Origin of the sequence: Streptomyces sp. NPDC088766 (assembly GCF_044750845.1) — a bacterium.
Lineage (GTDB): Bacteria > Actinomycetota > Actinomycetes > Streptomycetales > Streptomycetaceae > Streptomyces.
In genome coordinates this window covers 59098-76600 of the sequence record NZ_JBIVKQ010000002.1, presented here as the reverse complement: position 1 = coordinate 76600, position 17503 = coordinate 59098, and the positions used below count along the sequence as shown (strand labels likewise).

Annotated in this window: 20 protein-coding genes, 1 tRNA gene and 2 pseudogenes; 9 read left to right on the top strand and 14 right to left on the bottom strand. The window is 74.0% G+C overall.

The annotated features are described in order from the left end of the window. Window positions 1-58: 58 nt before the first annotated feature. Window positions 59-1246, bottom strand: coding sequence for a thiolase family protein (locus tag ACIP5W_RS03075; RefSeq protein WP_401465878.1), 1188 nt, complete (start codon window positions 1244-1246; stop codon window positions 59-61). 209 nt (window positions 1247-1455) lie between these two features. Here ACIP5W_RS03075 and ACIP5W_RS03070 point away from each other — a divergent pair, with 209 nt between their 5' ends. From ACIP5W_RS03070 to ACIP5W_RS03060, 3 genes are all read left to right on the top strand, one after another. Next, entirely contained in the window at window positions 1456-1713 is a 258-nt protein-coding gene (locus tag ACIP5W_RS03070; protein ID WP_401465875.1) for a WhiB family transcriptional regulator, read from the top strand. Further along, entirely contained in the window at window positions 1710-2192 is a 483-nt protein-coding gene (locus tag ACIP5W_RS03065; protein ID WP_401465872.1) for a Dps family protein, read from the top strand. The genes ACIP5W_RS03070 and ACIP5W_RS03065 overlap by 4 nt, the downstream gene beginning before the upstream one ends. 110 nt (window positions 2193-2302) lie before the next feature. After that, complete coding sequence (locus ACIP5W_RS03060) at window positions 2303-2635, top strand: DUF3140 domain-containing protein (RefSeq protein ID WP_401465869.1); 333 nt, start codon at window positions 2303-2305, stop codon at window positions 2633-2635. 40 nt (window positions 2636-2675) lie between these two features. On the opposite strand, the gene ACIP5W_RS03055 is transcribed toward ACIP5W_RS03060, so the two are convergent. Beyond that, complete coding sequence (locus tag ACIP5W_RS03055; RefSeq protein ID WP_401465866.1) at window positions 2676-3545, bottom strand: Cof-type HAD-IIB family hydrolase; 870 nt, start codon at window positions 3543-3545, stop codon at window positions 2676-2678. Window positions 3546-3738: 193 nt separating this feature from the next. Between ACIP5W_RS03055 and ACIP5W_RS03050 the strand changes: the two are divergent. The 5 genes and pseudogenes from ACIP5W_RS03050 to ACIP5W_RS03030 form a co-directional block, all read left to right on the top strand. Beyond that, window positions 3739-4032, top strand: a pseudogene (locus tag ACIP5W_RS03050) (SAM-dependent methyltransferase); the annotation flags it as partial. 40 nt (window positions 4033-4072) lie between these two features. Next, on the top strand, window positions 4073-5476 hold the full coding sequence (locus tag ACIP5W_RS03045) for a glutamine synthetase (protein WP_401465863.1): 1404 nt from the start codon (window positions 4073-4075) through the stop codon (window positions 5474-5476). A gap of 1 nt (window position 5477) precedes the next feature. Continuing rightward, a pseudogene (locus tag ACIP5W_RS03040) lies at window positions 5478-6622 on the top strand (amidohydrolase family protein). Between the two features lie 7 nt (window positions 6623-6629). After that, window positions 6630-7169 (top strand): NUDIX hydrolase family protein, encoded by a 540-nt coding sequence (locus tag ACIP5W_RS03035; RefSeq protein ID WP_382795575.1) that lies wholly within the window; start codon window positions 6630-6632, stop codon window positions 7167-7169. 5 nt (window positions 7170-7174) lie between these two features. Beyond that, window positions 7175-7603 (top strand): (2Fe-2S) ferredoxin domain-containing protein, encoded by a 429-nt coding sequence (locus ACIP5W_RS03030; protein WP_401465860.1) that lies wholly within the window; start codon window positions 7175-7177, stop codon window positions 7601-7603. Here ACIP5W_RS03030 and ACIP5W_RS03025 read toward each other — a convergent pair. From ACIP5W_RS03025 to tdh, 8 genes are all read right to left on the bottom strand, one after another. Continuing rightward, complete coding sequence (locus tag ACIP5W_RS03025; RefSeq protein ID WP_401465857.1) at window positions 7569-9455, bottom strand: ABC transporter ATP-binding protein; 1887 nt, start codon at window positions 9453-9455, stop codon at window positions 7569-7571. The two genes, ACIP5W_RS03030 and ACIP5W_RS03025, sit on opposite strands and share 35 nt — an antisense overlap. 212 nt (window positions 9456-9667) lie before the next feature. Continuing rightward, window positions 9668-9741: transfer RNA gene (locus tag ACIP5W_RS03020), tRNA-Pro, on the bottom strand. Window positions 9742-9851: 110 nt separating this feature from the next. Next, on the bottom strand, window positions 9852-10211 hold the full coding sequence (locus tag ACIP5W_RS03015) for an MmcQ/YjbR family DNA-binding protein (RefSeq protein WP_366058783.1): 360 nt from the start codon (window positions 10209-10211) through the stop codon (window positions 9852-9854). 30 nt (window positions 10212-10241) lie between these two features. Further along, complete coding sequence (locus tag ACIP5W_RS03010) at window positions 10242-10763, bottom strand: GNAT family N-acetyltransferase (RefSeq protein WP_401465853.1); 522 nt, start codon at window positions 10761-10763, stop codon at window positions 10242-10244. Further along, window positions 10760-11338: a helix-turn-helix domain-containing protein gene (locus ACIP5W_RS03005; RefSeq protein ID WP_401465850.1), complete on the bottom strand. Its 579-nt coding sequence runs from the start codon at window positions 11336-11338 to the stop codon at window positions 10760-10762. Before ACIP5W_RS03005 ends, ACIP5W_RS03010 begins: the two co-directional genes overlap by 4 nt. A gap of 30 nt (window positions 11339-11368) precedes the next feature. Beyond that, the gene (locus tag ACIP5W_RS03000) at window positions 11369-12271 is read right to left on the bottom strand and encodes a LysR family transcriptional regulator (protein WP_401465847.1); all 903 of its coding nucleotides are present in this window, start codon (window positions 12269-12271) and stop codon (window positions 11369-11371) included. 35 nt (window positions 12272-12306) lie between these two features. Further along, a complete protein-coding gene (locus ACIP5W_RS02995) occupies window positions 12307-13506 on the bottom strand; it encodes a glycine C-acetyltransferase (RefSeq protein WP_401465844.1) in 1200 nt (399 codons plus the stop codon). A gap of 28 nt (window positions 13507-13534) precedes the next feature. Further along, the gene (gene tdh, locus ACIP5W_RS02990; protein WP_401465841.1) at window positions 13535-14563 is read right to left on the bottom strand and encodes an L-threonine 3-dehydrogenase; all 1029 of its coding nucleotides are present in this window, start codon (window positions 14561-14563) and stop codon (window positions 13535-13537) included. Between the two features lie 203 nt (window positions 14564-14766). Between tdh and ACIP5W_RS02985 the strand changes: the two genes are divergently transcribed. Further along, the gene (locus ACIP5W_RS02985) at window positions 14767-15372 is read left to right on the top strand and encodes a GPP34 family phosphoprotein (protein ID WP_401465838.1); all 606 of its coding nucleotides are present in this window, start codon (window positions 14767-14769) and stop codon (window positions 15370-15372) included. 20 nt (window positions 15373-15392) lie between these two features. Here the strand turns inward: ACIP5W_RS02985 and ACIP5W_RS02980 are convergent, their stop codons facing one another. The 4 genes from ACIP5W_RS02980 to ACIP5W_RS02965 form a co-directional block, all read right to left on the bottom strand. Then, a complete protein-coding gene (locus ACIP5W_RS02980) occupies window positions 15393-15962 on the bottom strand; it encodes a GAF domain-containing protein (protein ID WP_401465835.1) in 570 nt (189 codons plus the stop codon). A gap of 61 nt (window positions 15963-16023) precedes the next feature. Further along, window positions 16024-16644: a GTP-binding protein gene (locus tag ACIP5W_RS02975; RefSeq protein WP_401465832.1), complete on the bottom strand. Its 621-nt coding sequence runs from the start codon at window positions 16642-16644 to the stop codon at window positions 16024-16026. Then, a complete protein-coding gene (locus ACIP5W_RS02970; protein ID WP_401465829.1) occupies window positions 16622-16999 on the bottom strand; it encodes a DUF742 domain-containing protein in 378 nt (125 codons plus the stop codon). The genes ACIP5W_RS02975 and ACIP5W_RS02970 overlap by 23 nt, the downstream gene beginning before the upstream one ends. Continuing rightward, window positions 16996-17430 carry a roadblock/LC7 domain-containing protein gene (locus ACIP5W_RS02965; RefSeq protein ID WP_401465826.1) on the bottom strand — a complete coding sequence of 145 codons (435 nt, stop codon included), beginning with the start codon at window positions 17428-17430 and terminating at the stop codon, window positions 16996-16998. Before ACIP5W_RS02965 ends, ACIP5W_RS02970 begins: the two co-directional genes overlap by 4 nt. Window positions 17431-17503: the final 73 nt, after the last annotated feature.

The window sequence follows — 17503 nt, the reverse complement described above, 5'->3', positions numbered from 1 at the left end:
GGTGAGCGGCGTCTCGCCTGGTGGTTGCGGGGCCGCCGGGCAGCCCCGTCGTGGTGTGTCAGTGCCGCTCGACCAGCACCGCGCTCCCCTGCCCCACCCCGACGCACATGGTCGCCAGGCCCCGCTCCGCGCCCGTGCGCCGCATGCGGTGCAGCAGGGTGGTGAGGATGCGGGCCCCGGAACAGCCGAGCGGATGGCCGAGGGCGATCGCGCCGCCGCTGGGGTTGACCAGTTCGGGGTCGATCCCCAGCTGGTCCACGCAGGCCAGCGCCTGTGCGGCGAAGGCCTCGTTGAACTCGGCCTCCTGGAGGTCGCCGACGCTCCACCCGACGCGGTCCAGCGCCTTGCGGGTCGCGGGGACCGGGCCGATGCCCATCACGTCGGGGTGGACGCCGGCGGAGGCGCCCGCGACGTAGCGGCCGAGGGATTCCAGGCCCAGCTCGTTCAGGGCCTCCTCGCTGACGAGGAGGAGGCAGGCGGCGCCGTCGTTCATCGGGGAGGCGTTGCCCGCGGTGACCGTGCCGCCCTGCCGGAAGACGGGCCGGAGCCGGGCGAGCTTGTCGTAGGAGGTGTCCTCCCGGACGCATTCGTCGACGTCGACGACCCCGCCGTCCGGGAGCCGGACCGGCAGGATCTCGTCGTCGAAGTGGCCCTTCTCGCGGGCGAGGGCGGCACGCCGGTGGCTGCGGAGCGCGAAGTCGTCCTGGCGCTCGCGGGGGATGCCGTACCGTTCGGCGACCTCCTCGGCGGTCTCGCCCATCGACAGCAGGCCGTGCAGGTCCTTCATGGCGGGGTTGACCAGGCGCCAGCCGAGCCGGGTGTCGACGGTCTCCACCCGGTGCGGGAGGGCCTCGTCGGGGCGGGCGAGCACGAAGGGGGCGCGGCTCATCGACTCGGAGCCGCCCGCGAGCACGATCTCGGCCTCGCCCGCGGCGATCGTGCGGGCGGCGGCGGTGACCGCCTCCATGCCCGAGGCGCACAGCCGGTTCACCGTGGCGCCGGGCACGGTCTCGGGGAGTCCGGCGAGCAGGGCGGCCATGCGGGCGACGTTGCGGTTGTCCTCGCCGGCCTGGTTGGCGGCACCCCAGTACACGTCGTCGATCCGGGCGGGGTCGAGTGCGGGCAGGTCGGCGACCAGGCCGCGGATGACGCCCGCGGCGAGGTCGTCGGGCCGTACGGCGGACAGGGCGCCGCGCAGCTTGCCGATGGGGGTGCGGCGGGCGGCCGCGAAGTGGACGGGACGCACGACTGGGGACTCCTGACCGACGACGACGCTGTGGTCCGACAAATTAATTAGCACTGCTAGTTTCGGACTATAGACCGCCGTCGCGTCCCGGGGGAAGGTCACCGGGCGGCGGCGGCCACCCCGGAGCCCCGCGCACACCCGCCCCGGAGCCGCGGCCGCCCCCGCCGGGCGCCGCGTTTGTGCCGAACCGCCCTGGGCACCCGCGCCCCATGGAGTGGTTGCGCAGTGCCGCCTGCATCGGCGAGGACCCCGAGTTGTTCTTCCCCGTGGGCACGTCCGGACCGGCGTCGCGGGAGACCGCGGACGCCAAGCGGGTGTGCGGGCGGTGCCCGGTGACCGCCGACTGCCTGGAGTACGCCCTCGCCGGCGGTCAGCTGTCCGGCGTGTGGGGCGGCACCGACGAGGCGGAACGCGCCGGCCTGCTGCGTGCCGCACGAGACGACGTGAGAAGGAGGACCGCCGTATGACTGTCGTCAAGAGCCCTCTGCCCGAACCGGCCCGCCAGGTCACCTTCGACGCGCTGCAGGGCACGCTCGTCGATCTGCTGGGGATCTCCCTGATCGGCAAGCAGGCGCACTGGAACATCGTCGGCCCGCGGTTCCGTTCGATCCACCTCCAGCTCGACGAGGTGGTCACGACCGCCCGCGGCTTCGCCGACACGGTCGCCGAGCGGGCCGCCGCGCTCGGCCTGCCGCCGGACGGCCGCCCGGAGACGATCGCGTCGGCGTTCACGCTGCCGTCCCCGAAGGACGGCTGGCTGCGCGACGAGGACGTGGTGCGGGTGATCGCGGAGACCCTGGGCGCGGCCGTCGACCGGCTGCGGGAGCGGATCGGGACCACCGAGAAGGCCGACCCGGTCACCCAGGACCTGCTGATCGGCATCACCGCCGAGCTGGAGAAGCAGCGGTGGATGTTCGAGGCGGAGAACTGGCCGCGCGAGGACTGACCGCCGGCCCGGACCACGGCCCGGACCACGAGGCAGGGGCACGACGCGGGCGCACGGCTGAGGCGCACGACGCAGTGGCACGGCTGAGGCGCACGACGGAAGGGCATGCCATGACCGACGTTCTCGAACTCGACGCGCTGTGGGAGGACTTCCACCGCGTGGTCAACATGACCTCGCAGGAGCTGGCCGCCTGGCTGCGGGTGCGGGACTCCGGCGAGACCACGGAGGCGCTGCCCGGGGAGGCGGGCTCCGCGACCGGCCGGCACGTGCTGGCGATCCTCCAGAAGCGGCGCACCGACCTCACGAAGGACGACCTCCGCGTGATGCGGGAGGTGGTGGAGACGGTCGACGACGAGACCGACATGGCGGACGAGCCCGCGGCCGAGGACACCGCCCTGCGCCACCGGCTCATGACGATCGGCCACGATCCGCTGAAGCCCTGAGCAGCTGAGGCCCTGAGCCGGACGGAGCCGAGCGCCCGGGTCAGAGACCCGTCACCGGCAGGTCGAGCAGACGGACCAGGGTGCGCAGCACTCCGTTGTCGTTGTTGGAGGGGGCCAGGTGACGGGCCCGCCGGACGACCTCCGGGTGGGCGTTGGCCATGGCGAAGGACCAGTCGGCGGCGTCCAGCATCTCCAGGTCGTTGAGGTAGTCGCCGAACACCACGGTCTGCGCGGGCGTGACGCCCAGCTCGTGCTGGAGCCGGCGCAGGGCGGCGCCCTTGTTGGCGGTGCGGTTCATGACGTCGACCCAGTGCTCGCCGGAGACGACGACCTGGTGCGTGTCCGCGAACGGGGCCAGGGCGGGTGCGGTGGTCTCCGCCGCCGGCCCGAAGTCGAACAGGGCGACCTTGATGACGTCGTCCTCGACGGCGGCGACGTCCTCGACGACCCGATGGCGCAGGTAGTAGCGGCCGACCTCCGCGAGGAAGGCCTCGTCGGCGCGCTCGACGTACGCGGACCGCTTCCCGCAGACGACGGCCCCGACGTCCGCACCGCCCGCCACGAGCCGCCGTACGGCCTCGACGACGCGGGCGACCACGGCGGGGTCCAGCGGGTCGGAGCTGAGTTCCTCCCCGTCGCGGACGACGTAGCTGCCGTTCTCCGCTATGAAGACCATCCCGTCGGCGACCTCGGCGAACTCCCGCGCCAGCGTCGCGTACTGCCGGCCGCTGGCGGGGCTGAACAGCACGCCCCGCTCCCGCAGCAGCGCGAGGACCTCCCAGAGCCCGTCGGGCGTCCGCTTGTCGTCGTCGAGCAGCGTGCCGTCCATGTCGGTGACGACGAGACGGATGTCGGCGCCGCCGGCCGACGGTTCGGGCGCGGTCAGCTGGGGGGCGTGAGAGTAGGGCATGTCCTGCTTCCTGTACGGGGGTGACCGGATTGTCACCCTACCGGGGGACCCCGGGCCGCCCCCGGGCCCGGGGCCGCGGGTGCGCCCGCCCCCGGGACACCGGTGAGCGCCCGGCGGCACGATGGCGGACGACGGGCACGGCGCGCGAAGGGGCGGGGACGCGGGCGAGGATCGCGGGCCGGCGGGCGGGGCGGCGCAAGACATCGTGCGCCGGATCATGGCGGAGGTCCCGCCGGGCAGCCATCTGGTCCTCACGCACCCCACCCACGACAGCGCGCTGGGCGGCGAGGGCCAGATCCCGGCGATGAGGTTCTGGAACGAGAACGCCACCCCGCCGATCACCGCCCGCACCGGCGAGGAGATCGCCGCGTTCTTCGCGGGCCTGGACCTGCTGGAGCCGCGCCTGGTGTCCTGCTCCCGCTGGCGCGCGGAGGACGACGGGGCCGCCGTGGTGCCGCAGTACGGCGCGGTTGCCGTGAAACCCTGACCGGCACAGCCCGCGCGCCGACGCGACCCTGGAGGCCGACATGACCACCCTTGCCGATCCCCTCCCCGGCGGCCGCCCCGGCGAGGTCGAACGGGCCAGGGCCCTCAGCGGCGAACTGGCGGGCCGGGGCGTGCACGGGATCGTCCTGGCCTACGTCGACACCGCGGGCGTCGGCCGGGTGAAGACGGTCCCGACGGCCCAGCTGGCCTCCGCGGCCGCCTGGGGCGTGGGGATGTCCCCGGTGTTCGACACCTTCCTCGCCGACGACCGCAGCGTCACCACCGACGTCCTCGGCTCCCCCGACGGCGACCTGCGCCTCCACCCGGACCTGGACCGGCTGGTGGTGCTGGCCGCGCAGCCCGGCTGGGCGTGGGCGCCGGTCGACCGCATCACCCAGGACGGCGAGCCGCACCCGGGCTGCTCCCGCACCTTCCTGCGCCGCACCGTCGCCGGGGCGGCCCGCGCGCACGGTCTCGCCTTCAGGGCCGGCATCGAGATCGAGTGGTCCGTGGGCCTGGACTCCGCGCCGGCCGGCGAGTTCGTCCCCGCCACCTCGGGGCCCGCGTACGGCGCGATCCGGCAGGTCGAGCTGAGCGACTGCGCCGCCGAGCTGCTGGCGGCGTGCGCGGCCCAGGGCGTGGACGTCGAGCAGGTCCATCCCGAGTACGCGCCGGGCCAGTTCGAGATCTCGGTGGCCGCCCTGGACCCGGTGGCGGCGGCCGACCGCAGTGTGCTGGTGCGCCAGACGATCCGCGCGGTGGCCCGCCGGCACGGCCTGCGGGTCTCCTTCTCCCCCGCCGTGCTGGCGCGGGGCGTCGGCAACGGCGGCCACGTCCACCTCTCCGCCTGGCGCGACGGCACCAACCTGCACAGCGGCGGCGACCGCCGGTACGGCATGACGGCCGACGCGGAGGCCTTCGCGGCCGGTGTCCTCGCCCACCTCCCGGCGCTCACGGCGGTGACCGCGCCCAGTCCCGCCAGCAGGCTGCGGCTGCGGCCCTCCCAGTGGGCGGGGGTGTTCACCGCCTGGGGGCTGGAGACCCGCGAGGCCGCGATCCGGCTGGTGCGGGGCACGGCGGGCCGGCGCGGCGAGCTGGCGAACCTGGAGGTGAAGCCGGTCGACCTGGCCGCCAATCCCTATCTCGCCCTCGGCTGTCTCATCGCCGCGGGCCTGGACGGGATCGCCTCGGCCGCGGTCCTGCCCGAGGAGACCACCGGCGACCCGGCCCGGTCGGCCCCGGAGGCGGCCGCGGCGCGGGGCGTGCGCCGGCTGCCGGCCACGCTGGGCGAGGCGGTGGCGGAGTTCCGCGCGGACGAGGTGCTGCGGGCCGCGCTGGGCCCGGTCCTCGCCGACGCGGTGACCGCCGTACGGCAGGGGGAGATCGAGGGGGTGGCCGGGCTGGACGACGAGCGGGTGGCGGCGGCCTACCGCTGGGTGTACTGAGGTGGTCGGCGGACCGGTCCACGAGGCGCTCGCCGCACCGGAGCCGGTCGGCCACCACTGCCACGGCGTGGTCACCGCCCCCCTGGACCGGCCCCGGCCGGGCTTCGAGGCGCTGCTCACGGAGGGCGACCGCCGGCGGGAAGCTCTCCGTTCGACACCCCGGTGGGCGTGGCCGTGCGCCGCCACTGCGCGCCCCTGCTGGACCTGGAGCGGCACGCCCCGGCCGGCGCCCATCTGGCGCGGCGGGCCGAGCCGGGACCGCGGGAGGTGAACCGGCGGTTCCTGACGGCCGCCCGCACCGCCGTGTTCCGCGTGGACACCGGTCTCGCGCCGGACCGCCTCACCACCTTGGCCGAACTCGCCGGCGCGGCGGGCGGGGTGGCCCACGAGGCCGTCCGGCTGGAGACGGTCGCCGAGGCCGTGGCCGCGCGGGGCGTCGACGCGGACGGGTGCGGCGACGCGTTCCGGGCGGCCGCGCCGGCAGCGGTGCGCGCGCCCGGCGTGGTGGCGGTGAAGTCGGTGGCCGCGTACCGCACCGGCTTCGACGCGGCCCCGACCCGGCCGGCGGACCCGGAGGTGACCCGTGCGGCCCGGCGCCGGCCGGCGCGCGGCGGACGCCCGGCGGAGCCCGTGCCGGTGCGGCACCTGCTGTGGACCGCCGTCGATCTGGGGCTGCCGCTGCAGCTGCACACCGGCTTCGGCGACAACGACGTCCGCCTGCACCGGGCGGATCCGGCCCGGCTGAGGGACTGGTTGCACCTCATCGCGGGCACGATCCCGGTGCTGCTCCTGCACTGCCGGCCCTGTCAGCGGCAGGCCGCACATCCGGCCGCGGTGTTCGAGCAGATGTAATTGGACGTGGGGCTCACCCTGCACCACGTCGGCCCGGTGCGGGCGCGGACGGTCCTGGAGGAGGCGCTGGAGATCACACCGTTCCGCAAGCTGCTGTACAGCTCGGACGCCTACGGCGTGGCCGAGTTCCACGGGCTCGGCGCGCCGGTGTTCCGCCGGGGACTGGGGGATCTGCTCCAGGACCGGGTGGACGCCGACGAACTGGGCCTGTCCGGCGCGCTGCGCCTGGCGCGGTGGGCCGGGGCGGACAACGCCCGCCGGGTCTACCGGCTTCCCGACGGACTGAAAGTATGATCAAGCAATGTCAGACTTGACCGATACCACGCCCGGCTGGCTGAGCCAGGACGAACTCGAACTCGCCCGCTCCCGCATGCCGATCCTGTACGTCGAGGCCGTGCCCGTGCGCGTCGACGACAGCGGCGAAGTCACCAAGATCGGCCTGCTGCTGCGGATAGGACCGGACGGCAACGTCAGCCGGACCCTGGTCTCGGGTCGGGTCCTGCACCACGAACGGGTCCGCGACGCCCTGCTGCGGCATCTGGAGAAGGACCTCGGCCCCATGGCGCTGCCCCGCGTCCCGGCCTCCCTCCAGCCCTTCACGGTCGCGGAGTACTTCCCCACGCAGGGCGTCACGCCGTACCACGACCCGCGTCAGCACGCGGTGTCGCTGGCGTACATCGTGCCGGTGACCGGTGACTGCCGCCCGCGGCAGGATGCCCTGGACCTGGTGTGGTTCGACCCGCAGGAGGCGGTCTCGCCCGCGGTGCAGAGCGAGATGCCGGGCGGGCACGGCTTCCTGCTGCGGCAGGCGCTGGCCCACGTCGGCCAGTCGGCGTCCTGACCGGCGTGGGGCCGCGTTCCGTCCCGCCCGCCCGGCGCGTGGCGCTGGTCGGCGCAGCCGCGCGCCGGCCCTGCACCCTGGTGGTCTGCCGGGGCTGCTGCTGCGGCGACGCCCGCAAGCACCCCGGCTACGACCACGCCTGGCAGCTGGAACGCCTGCGGGCGGCGGCCGTCGCGTCGGCGGGCGCCTTCGAGGTCCGTACGACGGACTGCCTGGGCCCCTGCGACCGGGCCAACGTGATCGTCGTCCAGCCGTCCGGCGCGGGCCGCCGGGCGGGCGGCCGGGCCACCTGGGTCGGCTTCGCGACGGACGACGACTGCACCGAGGAGATCCTGGCCTGGGCGGCGGCGGGCGGCCCGGGTGTCGCCGGGCCTCCGGCCGCCCTGGAGCTCCAGTTCATCAGTCCGCCCCGCCCGGCCCGTACCCGCGGGTGACGGGGCGGGCCGGTGATTCATCGGCCCCGCGCGGTCGCAGGAGATCCGCCGCCCGGACGGCGCTGTCGTCGAGGAAGCCGCCCGACTGGTGCTGCCACAGCTTGGCGTAGGTGCCGTCCGCGGCCAGCAGCTCCTGGTGGGTGCCCTGCTCGACGATCCGGCCGCGGTCCAGGACGACCAGCCGGTCCATCCCGGCGACGGTGCTCAGCCGGTGCGCGACCACCAGTGCCGTCCGCCCCTCCATGAGCCGCCACAGCGCCTCCTGGACGAGGATCTCGCTCTCGGAGTCGAGGGCGCTGGTCGCCTCGTCGAGCAGCAGGATCGGGGCGTCGCGCAGGATCGCCCGGGCGAGCGCGACGCGCTGGCGCTGGCCGCCGGAGAGTTTGACGCCCCGCTCGCCGACCAGGGTGTCGAAGCCGTCGGGCAGCGCGTCGGCGAACTCCGTGACGTGGGCCGCCTCGGCGGCGCGGCGGACCTCGGTCTCGGTGGCGTCCGGCCGGGCGAAGGCGATGTTGTCCCGCAGCGAGCGGTGGAACATCGCCGGGTCCTGCGGCACGTAGGCGATCAGGCTGCGCAGGTCGGCCTGGCGCAGCCGGGTGATGTCCTGGCCGCCGACGAGGATGCGTCCGCCGTCGATGTCCGTCATCCGCAGCAGGAGCCGTGTGAGCGTGGTCTTGCCGCCGCCGGACCGGCCGACGAGGCCGAGTTTCGTCCCGCCGGGCACGGCCAGGTCGAGCCCTTCGAAGAGCGGCCGCGCGCCGCCGTGGGCGAAGGTCACCCGCTCGAAGCGGACGTCGGCGGCGGCGGGCCGCAGCGGCTGTGGCGCCTCGGGGTCGAGCACGGTCGGCGGCGACAGCAGCAGTTCGGTGAACTGCGCGGCCTCCGTCATCGAACTCTCCAGCCGGCGGTAGACCTGGTTGAACTCGAACATGATCCGCGTCGCGTTGGAGTAGTACGTGAAGGCCACCACGACCGCCTCCACGCCGTGGCCGCCCCCGCCGAGCGCGACCGCGAGCAGCAGGCCCAGCGCGTTGGTCAGCACGGACATCGGCGCCACCAGGGTGTCGATGCGCAGGTTGCCGTAGTCCCACGAGCGCAGGGTGAGCCGCCGGGACTCCGCGACCCGAAAGCGGTGCTCGGCGGCCTCCCGCTCCTCCGCCGCGAACGCGCGGACCGTGTCCATGTTCATCAGGCTGTCGGCGACGTGGCCGGAGACCCGGGCGACGGCCTCCTCGCGTTCGGCGACGAGCGACTGCCGGCGGCGGATCAGCGGCACCACGCACCACGCCGTGACGGCGATCATCGTCAGCAGTCCGACGACGAGCAGCGGCTCGTAGTGCCACAGCACCACCGAGCCGAACAGCAGGGGCACGAAACGGCCCACGATCTGGAACGTGAGCGTGTCGACGAACTCCTCGTAGCGGGAGGCGAAGCTCAGCACGCGCTTGGTCAGCGACCCGGCGAAGTTGTCGTGGAAGAACGCGGCGTCCTTGGCGAGCAGCTCGTCCATGCCGATCACGTACAGGTGCTCGATGCCGAGCGCGTCGAGGCGGTTCAGGCAGTGCAGCCCGAGCCGCCACAGCGTCTCCGCGAGCAGCAGCACCCCGGCGAAGCCGAGCACGTACGGCAGCGCCGGGCCGACCCCGATGCCGGGCTCCCCGGCCAGCCGCCCGACGAGCTTCGCGACGACCAGCGGAGCGATGTAGTTGATGCCGATGTTGCCGAGCGCCGGCAACAGCAGGGCGGGAGCGGCCAGCCACCGGAGGCGGCCCAGCTCCCGTCCGTAGTGACGCAGTGCCAGCAGTACGGAGCCCTTCCCGGGCCTGACCTTGCGTGCTTCAGACGATCCCATCCCCACCCCGTGCGGTCGTCCGGCAACCGGCCGGACCGGCCCTCGCAGTGTCCCGCGACGGCTCCGGCGGAGTCCAAGGAAATACGCACCGGACGCCACCGGTGCTTCCGTGCGCCCCCGGAGAGCGACCCGGGACCGCCCCGGTCGCGCGCACGGCGAAGGCCGCCTTCTCGTCATGGAGAAGACGGCCTCGGATTCACGACTTCGAAAAGTCGGGACGACAGGATTTGAACCTGCGACCCCTTGACCCCCAGTCAAGTGCGCTACCAAGCTGCGCCACGTCCCGTTGCCCGTCTGACCTGGGGTTTCGCCCGGCCTGACGTGCAGGGAAACAATACCGCACTCGGGTCGGTGATCGCGCACGCGTTTGTCGGAGCCGCGCTCACCGGACGCCTCTCAGCCCTCCACCGGCACCCCCAGTCCCGGGTGCGCCTCCAGCAGGTGCGCCGGGGCGGCCTGGCGCCAGGAGTCGGCGAGGATGTCCCGCAGCTCGGCCTCGTCCTCCAGGGCTGCCAGCCGGACCCGGACCCAGGCGAACTGGGCCTCGTGGTCGGCGATCCAGAACTTCCCCGGCTCGGCGAGGGCCAGCTCGTCGCGCTCCTCCTTGGGGCAGCGCACGGCGAGGGAGGTCTCGTCCTCGGGCAGGGTGGCGAACATCTTTCCCGCGACCCGGAACGTGGGCATGTTCCAGGCGGTCTTCTCGGCCGTGTCCGGCAGGGACAGGGCGACACGGCGTACGTCTTCGGCGTCCGGCATGCTGCGCAGGCTAGCGGCAGGCACTGACAGTCACGCCGGGGCGAGGTGTTTGTAGTACAGGGTCGTCGGCCGCAGGACGCCGGACGGGTCGGCCGCGTAGTCGGGGATGACTCCCGCCCTGGTCCATCCACCGGTGCGGTAGAGGTGTTCGGCGGGGCTGCCGGTCTCGGTGTCGAGGTGGAGGAGGGTGACACCGGCAGCGGCGGCGGCCTCCTCGGCGGTGGTCAGCAGCCGGCGGCCCAGGCCCTGCCCCCGGGCGTCCCGGTGGACCATCAGCTTGACGAGTTCGGCGCGGTGGCGGCTGTTGGGCTTGTCGGGGAGGGCCAGGGTGACGGTGCCGGTGACCCGGCCGTCGTCGAGGGCCGCCCAGACCGCCAGCTGCCCGGCGGCGACCCCCGCCGCGCGCCCCTGCCACCAGGCGAGGGCCTCCGCGCGGTCGAGCGGGGCGAGGAATCCCACGGAGGCGCCGCCGTGCACCGTGTCGACCAGCAGGTCGGCCAACCGGCCCGACAGGTCCAGGAGCCGGGAGGCGTCGAGCCTGGTCGTCGTCATGGCAGCACCACCGCCAGCACGTACCGCGTCTCCTTCTCGCCCGCGCACCGGAAGCGCGTCGGCCCCCACACCCGCAGCCGCAGGCAGTCACCGGCGGCCAGGTGGTGCGCGGTGTCCTGCGCCGTCACCTCCAGGGCGCCCTCCAGGACCCAGATGTGCTGTTCCAGGCCGGGCACGGGCGGCCGGTCGTAGGCGAGGTCGGCGCCCGCGGCGAGCCGGCCCTCGACGAGTTCGCCGCGCAGTGCGGGGTGCGGCGGGGACACGGAGCGCCGGACGAACCCGGAGGCCCGGTCCTCCCAGACGGGCTGCTCACCGGCCCGTACCAGCGGCGCCGGCTCGGCGCCGGCCTCCACCTCGCCGAGCAGCCGGGACATGGTCCGGCCGTAGACGTGGCACAGGCGGTTGAGCAGGGCGGCGGTCGGGCTGATCTCGGCGCGCTCGGCACGGGAGAGGGTGGAGCGGCTCACCCCGGTGCGCTCGGCCAGTTCCCCCAGCGACCAGCCGTGCTCGGCGCGCAGCTCGGCCAGCCGGGCGGCCAGCCGGGCGTCGGTCTCTTCCTCGGCGGACTGTCTCATATCCGGGATGTTATCCCAGATATGAGAACCTCAGGTGGGGGTGGCCTCCTCCAGCGCCTCCAGCACCGGACGGATCAGCGGATGCTCCTCGGCCCCGCGGCGTACGGCCGCGAAGACGCGGCGGGTCGGGGCAACCCCGTCGACCGGGCGGACGACCACGCCGGTCAGGTCCATGCCGCGCAGGGCCGAGCGCGGGACGAGCGCCACGCCGGCGTCGGCCGAGGCCAGCGACACGACCGCGCGGAAGTCGTCCGAGGAGTGCTCCAGGCGGGGCTGGAAACCGGCGTGTTCGCAGGCCAGCACGACCACGTCGTGGCACGGGTTGCCCGGGTACGGGCCGATCCAGGGGTCCTTGGCCAGCTCGGCCAGCGGCACCTCGGCGCACTCGGCGAGACGGTGGGTGACCGGTACGACCGCGTCGAAGGGCTCGGCGTAGAGCGGGACGTGCGCGAGACGCGGGTCGTCGGCGGCGGGCGCCCCCCGGTACTCGACGGCCACGGCGACGTCGACCTGCCGGTCGAGGACCATCGGCAGGCTGGCGTCGCCCTCGGCGTCCTGGACGCGGATCCTGATCCCCGGGTCGGTGGCGGCGAGCCGGGCCACGGCGGGCGCGACGACCAGGGCGATGCCGGTGGCGAAGGCGGCCACGGTGACCGTGCCGGCCGCGCCCGAGCGGTAGGCGGCCAGTTCCGCCTCCGCCCGCTCCAGCTGGGCGAGGACCGCGTGGGTGTGGGCGAGCAGGATCTCACCGGCCGGGGTGAGCCGTACGCCCCGGGCGCCGCGTTCCACCAGGCGGTGGCCGGTCTCCTGCTCCAGGGCGGTGAGCTGCTGGGAGACGGCGGACGGGGTGAGGTACAGCGCGGCGGCAGCCGCCGTCACCGTGCGGTGGTCGGCCACCGCACGGAGGATGTGGAGCCGCCGCGCTTCGATCATGGATCGATTATCGCAATATGTCCGGGCCGGCCGGTTCAGGCCTCCAGTTCCGCCCGCGCCGCCACGAAGGCGTCCACGGCACGGTCGACGTCGGCCGTGGAGTGCGCGGCGGAGAGCTGGACCCGGATGCGGGCCTGCCCCTGCGGGACGACCGGGTAGGAGAAGCCGATCACGTACACCCCGCGCTCCAGCAGCAGCTCGGCCAGCCGGCTCGCCCGCGCCGCGTCGCCGATCATCACGGGCGCGATGGCGTGGTCGCCCGGGAGGACGTCGAAGCCCTCGTCGGTCATGCGGCGGCGGAAGCGGGCCGTGTTCTCGGCGAGCCGGACACGCAGGTCGTCGGCCGTCTCCAGCAGGTCGAGGACCTTGAGGGAGGCGGCGGCGATGACCGGGGCGAGGGTGTTGGAGAACAGGTAGGGGCGCGAGCGCTGGCGCAGCAGGGCGACGATCTCGGCGCGGGCCGCGACATAGCCGCCGGAGGCGCCGCCGAGGGCCTTGCCGAGGGTGCCGGTGATGATGTCGACGCGGTCCATCACGCCGTGCAGCTCGGGGGTGCCGCGGCCGCCGGGGCCGACGAAGCCGACGGCGTGGGAGTCGTCGACCATGACCATCGCGTCGTAGCGGTCGGCGAGGTCGCAGATCTCGGCGAGGGGGGCGACGTGGCCGTCCATGGAGAAGACGCCGTCGGTGACGATCAGCCGGCGGCGGGCGCCCCCTTCGACGGCCTCCTTCAACTGCCGTTCCAGGTCGGCCAGATCGCGGTTGGCGTAGCGGAAGCGGCGGGCCTTGGACAGGCGGATGCCGTCGATGATGGAGGCGTGGTTGAGGGCGTCGGAGATCACCGCGTCCTCGGGGCCGAGCAGCGTCTCGAAGACACCGCCGTTGGCGTCGAAGCAGGAGGAGTACAGGATCGTGTCCTCCTGGCCGAGGAAGGCCGACAGCCGCGCCTCCAGCTCCTTGTGGACCTCCTGGGTGCCGCAGATGAACCGCACGGACGCCATGCCGTAGCCCCAGCGGTCCAGGGCCTCGTGGGCGGCGGCGATCACCTCGGGGTGGTCGGCGAGGCCGAGGTAGTTGTTGGCGCAGAAGTTGAGGACCTCGCCGGGCCGGCCGCCCGCGGTGACGGCGACGGTGGCGGACTGCGGGGTGCCGATGACCCGCTCGGGCTTGTGCAGGCCGGCGGCGCGGATCTCGTCGAGGGTGGTGCGCAGGTCGTCGCGCACGGAGTCGAACATCTCAGAAGCTCCTAGGAAGGCAGATGACTTACGCGGTCCAGTCGAGGATGACCTTGCCGCCGCGCCCGCTCGCCGCGTCGGCGAACGCCGCCTCGAAGTCGCGGTGGCCGTAGCGGCCGGTGATCACGGGGGTGAGGTCGAGGCCGCCCTCCAGCAGCACGGACATCGCGTACCAGGTCTCGAACATCTCACGGCCGTAGATGCCCTTGATGGTGATCATCGAGGTGACGATCCGGGCCCAGTCGACCGGGAACTCCTCGGCGGGCAGGCCGAGCACGGCGATCCGGCCGCCGTGCGTCATGTTGGCGATCATGTCGCGCATCGCCTCGGGGCGGCCGGACATCTCCAGCCCGATGTCGAAGCCCTCGCGCAGGCCCAGCTCGCGCTGTCCGTCGGCGATGGTCGCGCCCGAGACGTTCAGGGCGAGGCTCGCGCCGATCTTGCGAGCGAGCTCCAGGCGCTCCTCGCTGACGTCGGTGACGACGACGTTGCGGGCACCGGCGTGCCGGGCGACGGCGGCGGCCATCAGGCCGATCGGGCCGGCCCCGGTGATCAGCACGTCCTCGCCGACCAGCGGGAAGGACAGCGCGGTGTGGACGGCGTTGCCGAACGGGTCGAAGATCGCCGCCACGTCGAGGTCGACGGGGACGCGGTGCACCCAGACGTTGGCGGCGGGCAGCGCCACGTACTCGGCGAACGCGCCGTCGCGGCCGACGCCGAGCCCGACGGTGGCCCGGCACAGGTGGCGGCGCCCGGCGAGGCAGTTGCGGCACCGGCCGCAGACGAGGTGCCCCTCGCCGCTCACCCGGTCGCCGGCCTTGATGTCGCCGACGTCGCGTCCGGTCTCGACGACCTCGCCGACGAACTCGTGCCCGAGGACGAGCGGGGTGCGGATCGTCTGCCGGGCCCAGCCGTCCCAGGACCGGATGTGCAGATCGGTGCCGCAGATACCGGTGCGCAGCACCTTGATCAGTACGTCACCGGGTCCGACGGCGGGCTCCGGCACGTCCGCGAGCCACAGTCCCGGCTCCGCCTTCTCCTTGACCAGCGCCTTCAACGCTACGGCTCCTGACGGTGAGACCCCCGCGCCGGGCATGCCGAAGGAGGCCCGTGGCGGGGGAAGGGGGTGGAATCCGGTAGCAATCTGCCGTACGGCGGCGGCGCGGTCCATCGAGACTTTCTTAAGCGGCGCCACAGCTCCGCTTCACGCCCCGGTCCCCCGTGCCACTCTGGAGGGAACCTACCTACGGGGAGCAGCCCATGACCACGGCGCAGGACCTGCTGATCGTCTCGCTGGACGTGCCGCCCGCGCGCCCCGTGGAGCGGGGTGAACTCTCGCTCGCCCTCGCGGGGGCCGAGCTGATCGACCTGGTGGAGGCGGGCGTGCTCGTCCTCTCCGACGACCGGGTGACGCCCGGCCCGGCGCCCGCCCCGGCCGACCGGCTCCTCGCGGAGGCCGCGGCCTGCGCGGTGCGGCGGGAGCCGTACGAGTCGGTCGAGGAGTGGCTGTGGCGCCGCGGTCGCGGGCTGGCCGCGGCCTACACCGCCCGGATGGAGGCCGACGGCACGCTGGCCCGCCCGCGCGGCCACTGGCTCGCCGGGCGGTCCGGCCGGAGCGGGGCGGTGGACTCACCTGCCCGGCGCCGCGCCGCCGAACGCTGGGCTTCGGGCGAGCCCGTCCTGGCGGGCCTGGCCACCGCCACCGGTGTCCGCGAGGAGGAGGGCGACGGCTTCCCCGGCCCGCTGACCGACCAGGTGGCGACGGTGCTGGTCGCGGTCGGCGACGCGGTGACGGAGCTGACCGCCGTACGGCAGCGGCGGTCCGTGGAGGACGCGGCCTTCGACAACGTCTGGCGGGGCTTCTGAGGGACCCCGGCCGGCCCGGCTCACCGGGGCGGTCCGCCGGCCTCCCGGTGTTCCAGCCGTCCGGCGAGGTCCGCCGCGGTCGCCTTGATGGTCGCCAGCCCCGCCCTGCCCCAGGGCCGGGGCGTCAGATCGGCCACGGACACCGTGCCGAGCACCATGCCGGCCGTGTCGATCAGCGGGGCACCGAGGTAGGAGTGGATGCCGTACTCCTCGACGACCGGATTGCCCGCGAACCGCGGATAGTCGCGGACGTCCTCCAGGACCAGTGCCTTGCGCCGCGCGACGACGTACGGGCAGTAGCCGTACTCGCGGGCGAGCCGGCGGCCCAGTTCCGGCTTGCCGCCGCGGGCTGCCAGGCCACCGGGCGGTGTGTGCAGGCCGGCGAAGAACTGCCGTTCCACGTCGATGAAGTTGACCATCGCGTACGGCGCGTCGGTCATCTCGGCGAGGTGGTCCGCGAAGGCGTCCAGACCGGGCTCGGCCCGCTCCCCCAGGCCGAGGCGGCGCAGCCTCAGGGTGCGGGCGGGGGCCTCCGCGTCCTCGGGGGTGAGCAGCAGTCGACCGGCCGGGCGGGGCGGGTCGTAGCTCATGGGCGGGCTCCGTCGCTGTGGACGTACGGCATGTGCGGCTCCGGTAGGGGGTGGTGCGGGATCACCTGTGGGCGCCGCGGCTCGGGCGGGGTGCCGCCGGCGCGTGGGCGATGAGGTGGCGGACGAGGGTGAGCAGGGTCTGCACGCCCGAGGCGGAGATGCGGGCGTCGCAGCGCACGATGGGGATCGCCGGGTCCAGGTCCATGGCGGCGCGCACCTCCTCGGGGTCGTAGCGGTGGGCGCCGTCGAACTCGTTGACGGCCACGATGAAGCCGAGACCGCGCTCCTCGAAGAAGTCGACGGCCGCGAAGCACTGCTCCAGGCGGCGGGTGTCGGCGAGGACGACGGCGCCGAGGGCGCCCTCGGACAGCTCGTCCCACATGAACCAGAACCGTTCCTGTCCGGGGGTGCCGAACAGGTACAGGACGTGCTGCGGGTCGAGGCTGATGCGGCCGAAGTCCATGGCCACGGTCGTCTCGACCTTTTTCTCGATGCCGTCGAGGTTGTCGGTGGCGGCGCCGGCGGTGGTGAGCAGTTCCTCGGTGCTCAGGGGCGCGATCTCGCTCACCGCGCCGACGAGCGTGGTCTTGCCGACTCCGAACCCGCCCGCGACCAGGATCTTCAGCGCGGTCGGGAAGGGGGCGGAGCCGTCGTCGTAGTCAGAGCTGTCGTCGTAGTCCATCGAGCACTGCCTCCAGTAGGGCCCGGTCGGTGGGGTGGTGGTGGGACTCGGGGGGCTTGGTGGTCAGCGCCCCGCAGTCGACGAGGTCCGCCAGCAGCACCTTGGTGACGGCCGCCGGCAGCCTCAGGTGGGCGGCGACCTCGGCGACCGGGACGGGGGCACGGCACAGGTCCAGTGCCTGCGCGTGCTCGGGGCCGAGATGGCCGAAGGGGGTCGTCCCGGTGGTTCTCACCTGTGACATGAGGTCCAGGGCGACGGTGGGTCTGGTGCGGCCGTTGCTGACCGTGAACGGGCGCACCAGCCGTCCGGCCGCGTCGTCGAGCCAGGGCCCGTCGCCGGCCGCCACCGCCCTCAAGGGCCCATCACCGAGGGTTCCACGGCGTGCTGCCGGGGCGCGGTCGCCAGGTAGGGCCGCACGCTCTTGACGAGCATGGCCATCTCGTAGCCGAGCACGGCGGCGTCGGCCTCGCGTCCGGCCAGCACCGCGAGACAGGTGCCCGACCCCGCGGTGGTGACGAACAGCAGCGTCGAGTCGAGTTCGACGACGACCTGCCGCACCTCCCCGCCGTCGCCGAAGCGGAGGCCGGCGCTGCGGCCGAGCGAGTACAGCCCGGAGGCCAGCGCCGCCATGTGGTCGGCGCTGTCGTGGTCGAGGCCGTGGACGGACTTCACGAGGCCGTCGCAGGAGAGGAGGACCGCACTCCTCGTGTGCGGTACGCGCTGCACGAGGCCGCTCATCAGCCAGTCGAGATCGGATACCTGGCCGGTCGGCGCATCGCTCGCCATGGTGGATCGACTCCTTGGGGTACGAAGGTCAGCGGGAGCGGTGGAGGTGGGGGCGGAGGTGGTGAGAGGGGTA

Coding starts and splice junctions, on each gene's coding strand:
- ACIP5W_RS02965 (WP_401465826.1), bottom strand. CDS start 17,430: ATGGCGAGCGATGCGCCGACCGGCCAGGTATCCGATCTCGACTGGCTG.
- ACIP5W_RS03055 (WP_401465866.1), bottom strand. CDS start 3,545: ATGCCCTACTCTCACGCCCCCCAGCTGACCGCGCCCGAACCGTCGGCC.
- ACIP5W_RS03015 (WP_366058783.1), bottom strand. CDS start 10,211: ATGCCGGACGCCGAAGACGTACGCCGTGTCGCCCTGTCCCTGCCGGAC.
- ACIP5W_RS03065 (WP_401465872.1), top strand. CDS start 1,710: ATGACTGTCGTCAAGAGCCCTCTGCCCGAACCGGCCCGCCAGGTCACC.
- ACIP5W_RS03010 (WP_401465853.1), bottom strand. CDS start 10,763: ATGACGACGACCAGGCTCGACGCCTCCCGGCTCCTGGACCTGTCGGGC.
- ACIP5W_RS02975 (WP_401465832.1), bottom strand. CDS start 16,644: ATGGACTACGACGACAGCTCTGACTACGACGACGGCTCCGCCCCCTTC.
- ACIP5W_RS03045 (WP_401465863.1), top strand. CDS start 4,073: ATGACCACCCTTGCCGATCCCCTCCCCGGCGGCCGCCCCGGCGAGGTC.
- ACIP5W_RS03035 (WP_382795575.1), top strand. CDS start 6,630: ATGTCAGACTTGACCGATACCACGCCCGGCTGGCTGAGCCAGGACGAA.
- ACIP5W_RS02985 (WP_401465838.1), top strand. CDS start 14,767: ATGACCACGGCGCAGGACCTGCTGATCGTCTCGCTGGACGTGCCGCCC.
- ACIP5W_RS02980 (WP_401465835.1), bottom strand. CDS start 15,962: ATGAGCTACGACCCGCCCCGCCCGGCCGGTCGACTGCTGCTCACCCCC.
- ACIP5W_RS03000 (WP_401465847.1), bottom strand. CDS start 12,271: ATGATCGAAGCGCGGCGGCTCCACATCCTCCGTGCGGTGGCCGACCAC.
- ACIP5W_RS03070 (WP_401465875.1), top strand. CDS start 1,456: ATGGAGTGGTTGCGCAGTGCCGCCTGCATCGGCGAGGACCCCGAGTTG.
- ACIP5W_RS03025 (WP_401465857.1), bottom strand. CDS start 9,455: ATGGGATCGTCTGAAGCACGCAAGGTCAGGCCCGGGAAGGGCTCCGTA.
- ACIP5W_RS03060 (WP_401465869.1), top strand. CDS start 2,303: ATGACCGACGTTCTCGAACTCGACGCGCTGTGGGAGGACTTCCACCGC.
- ACIP5W_RS03005 (WP_401465850.1), bottom strand. CDS start 11,338: ATGAGACAGTCCGCCGAGGAAGAGACCGACGCCCGGCTGGCCGCCCGG.
- ACIP5W_RS02995 (WP_401465844.1), bottom strand. CDS start 13,506: ATGTTCGACTCCGTGCGCGACGACCTGCGCACCACCCTCGACGAGATC.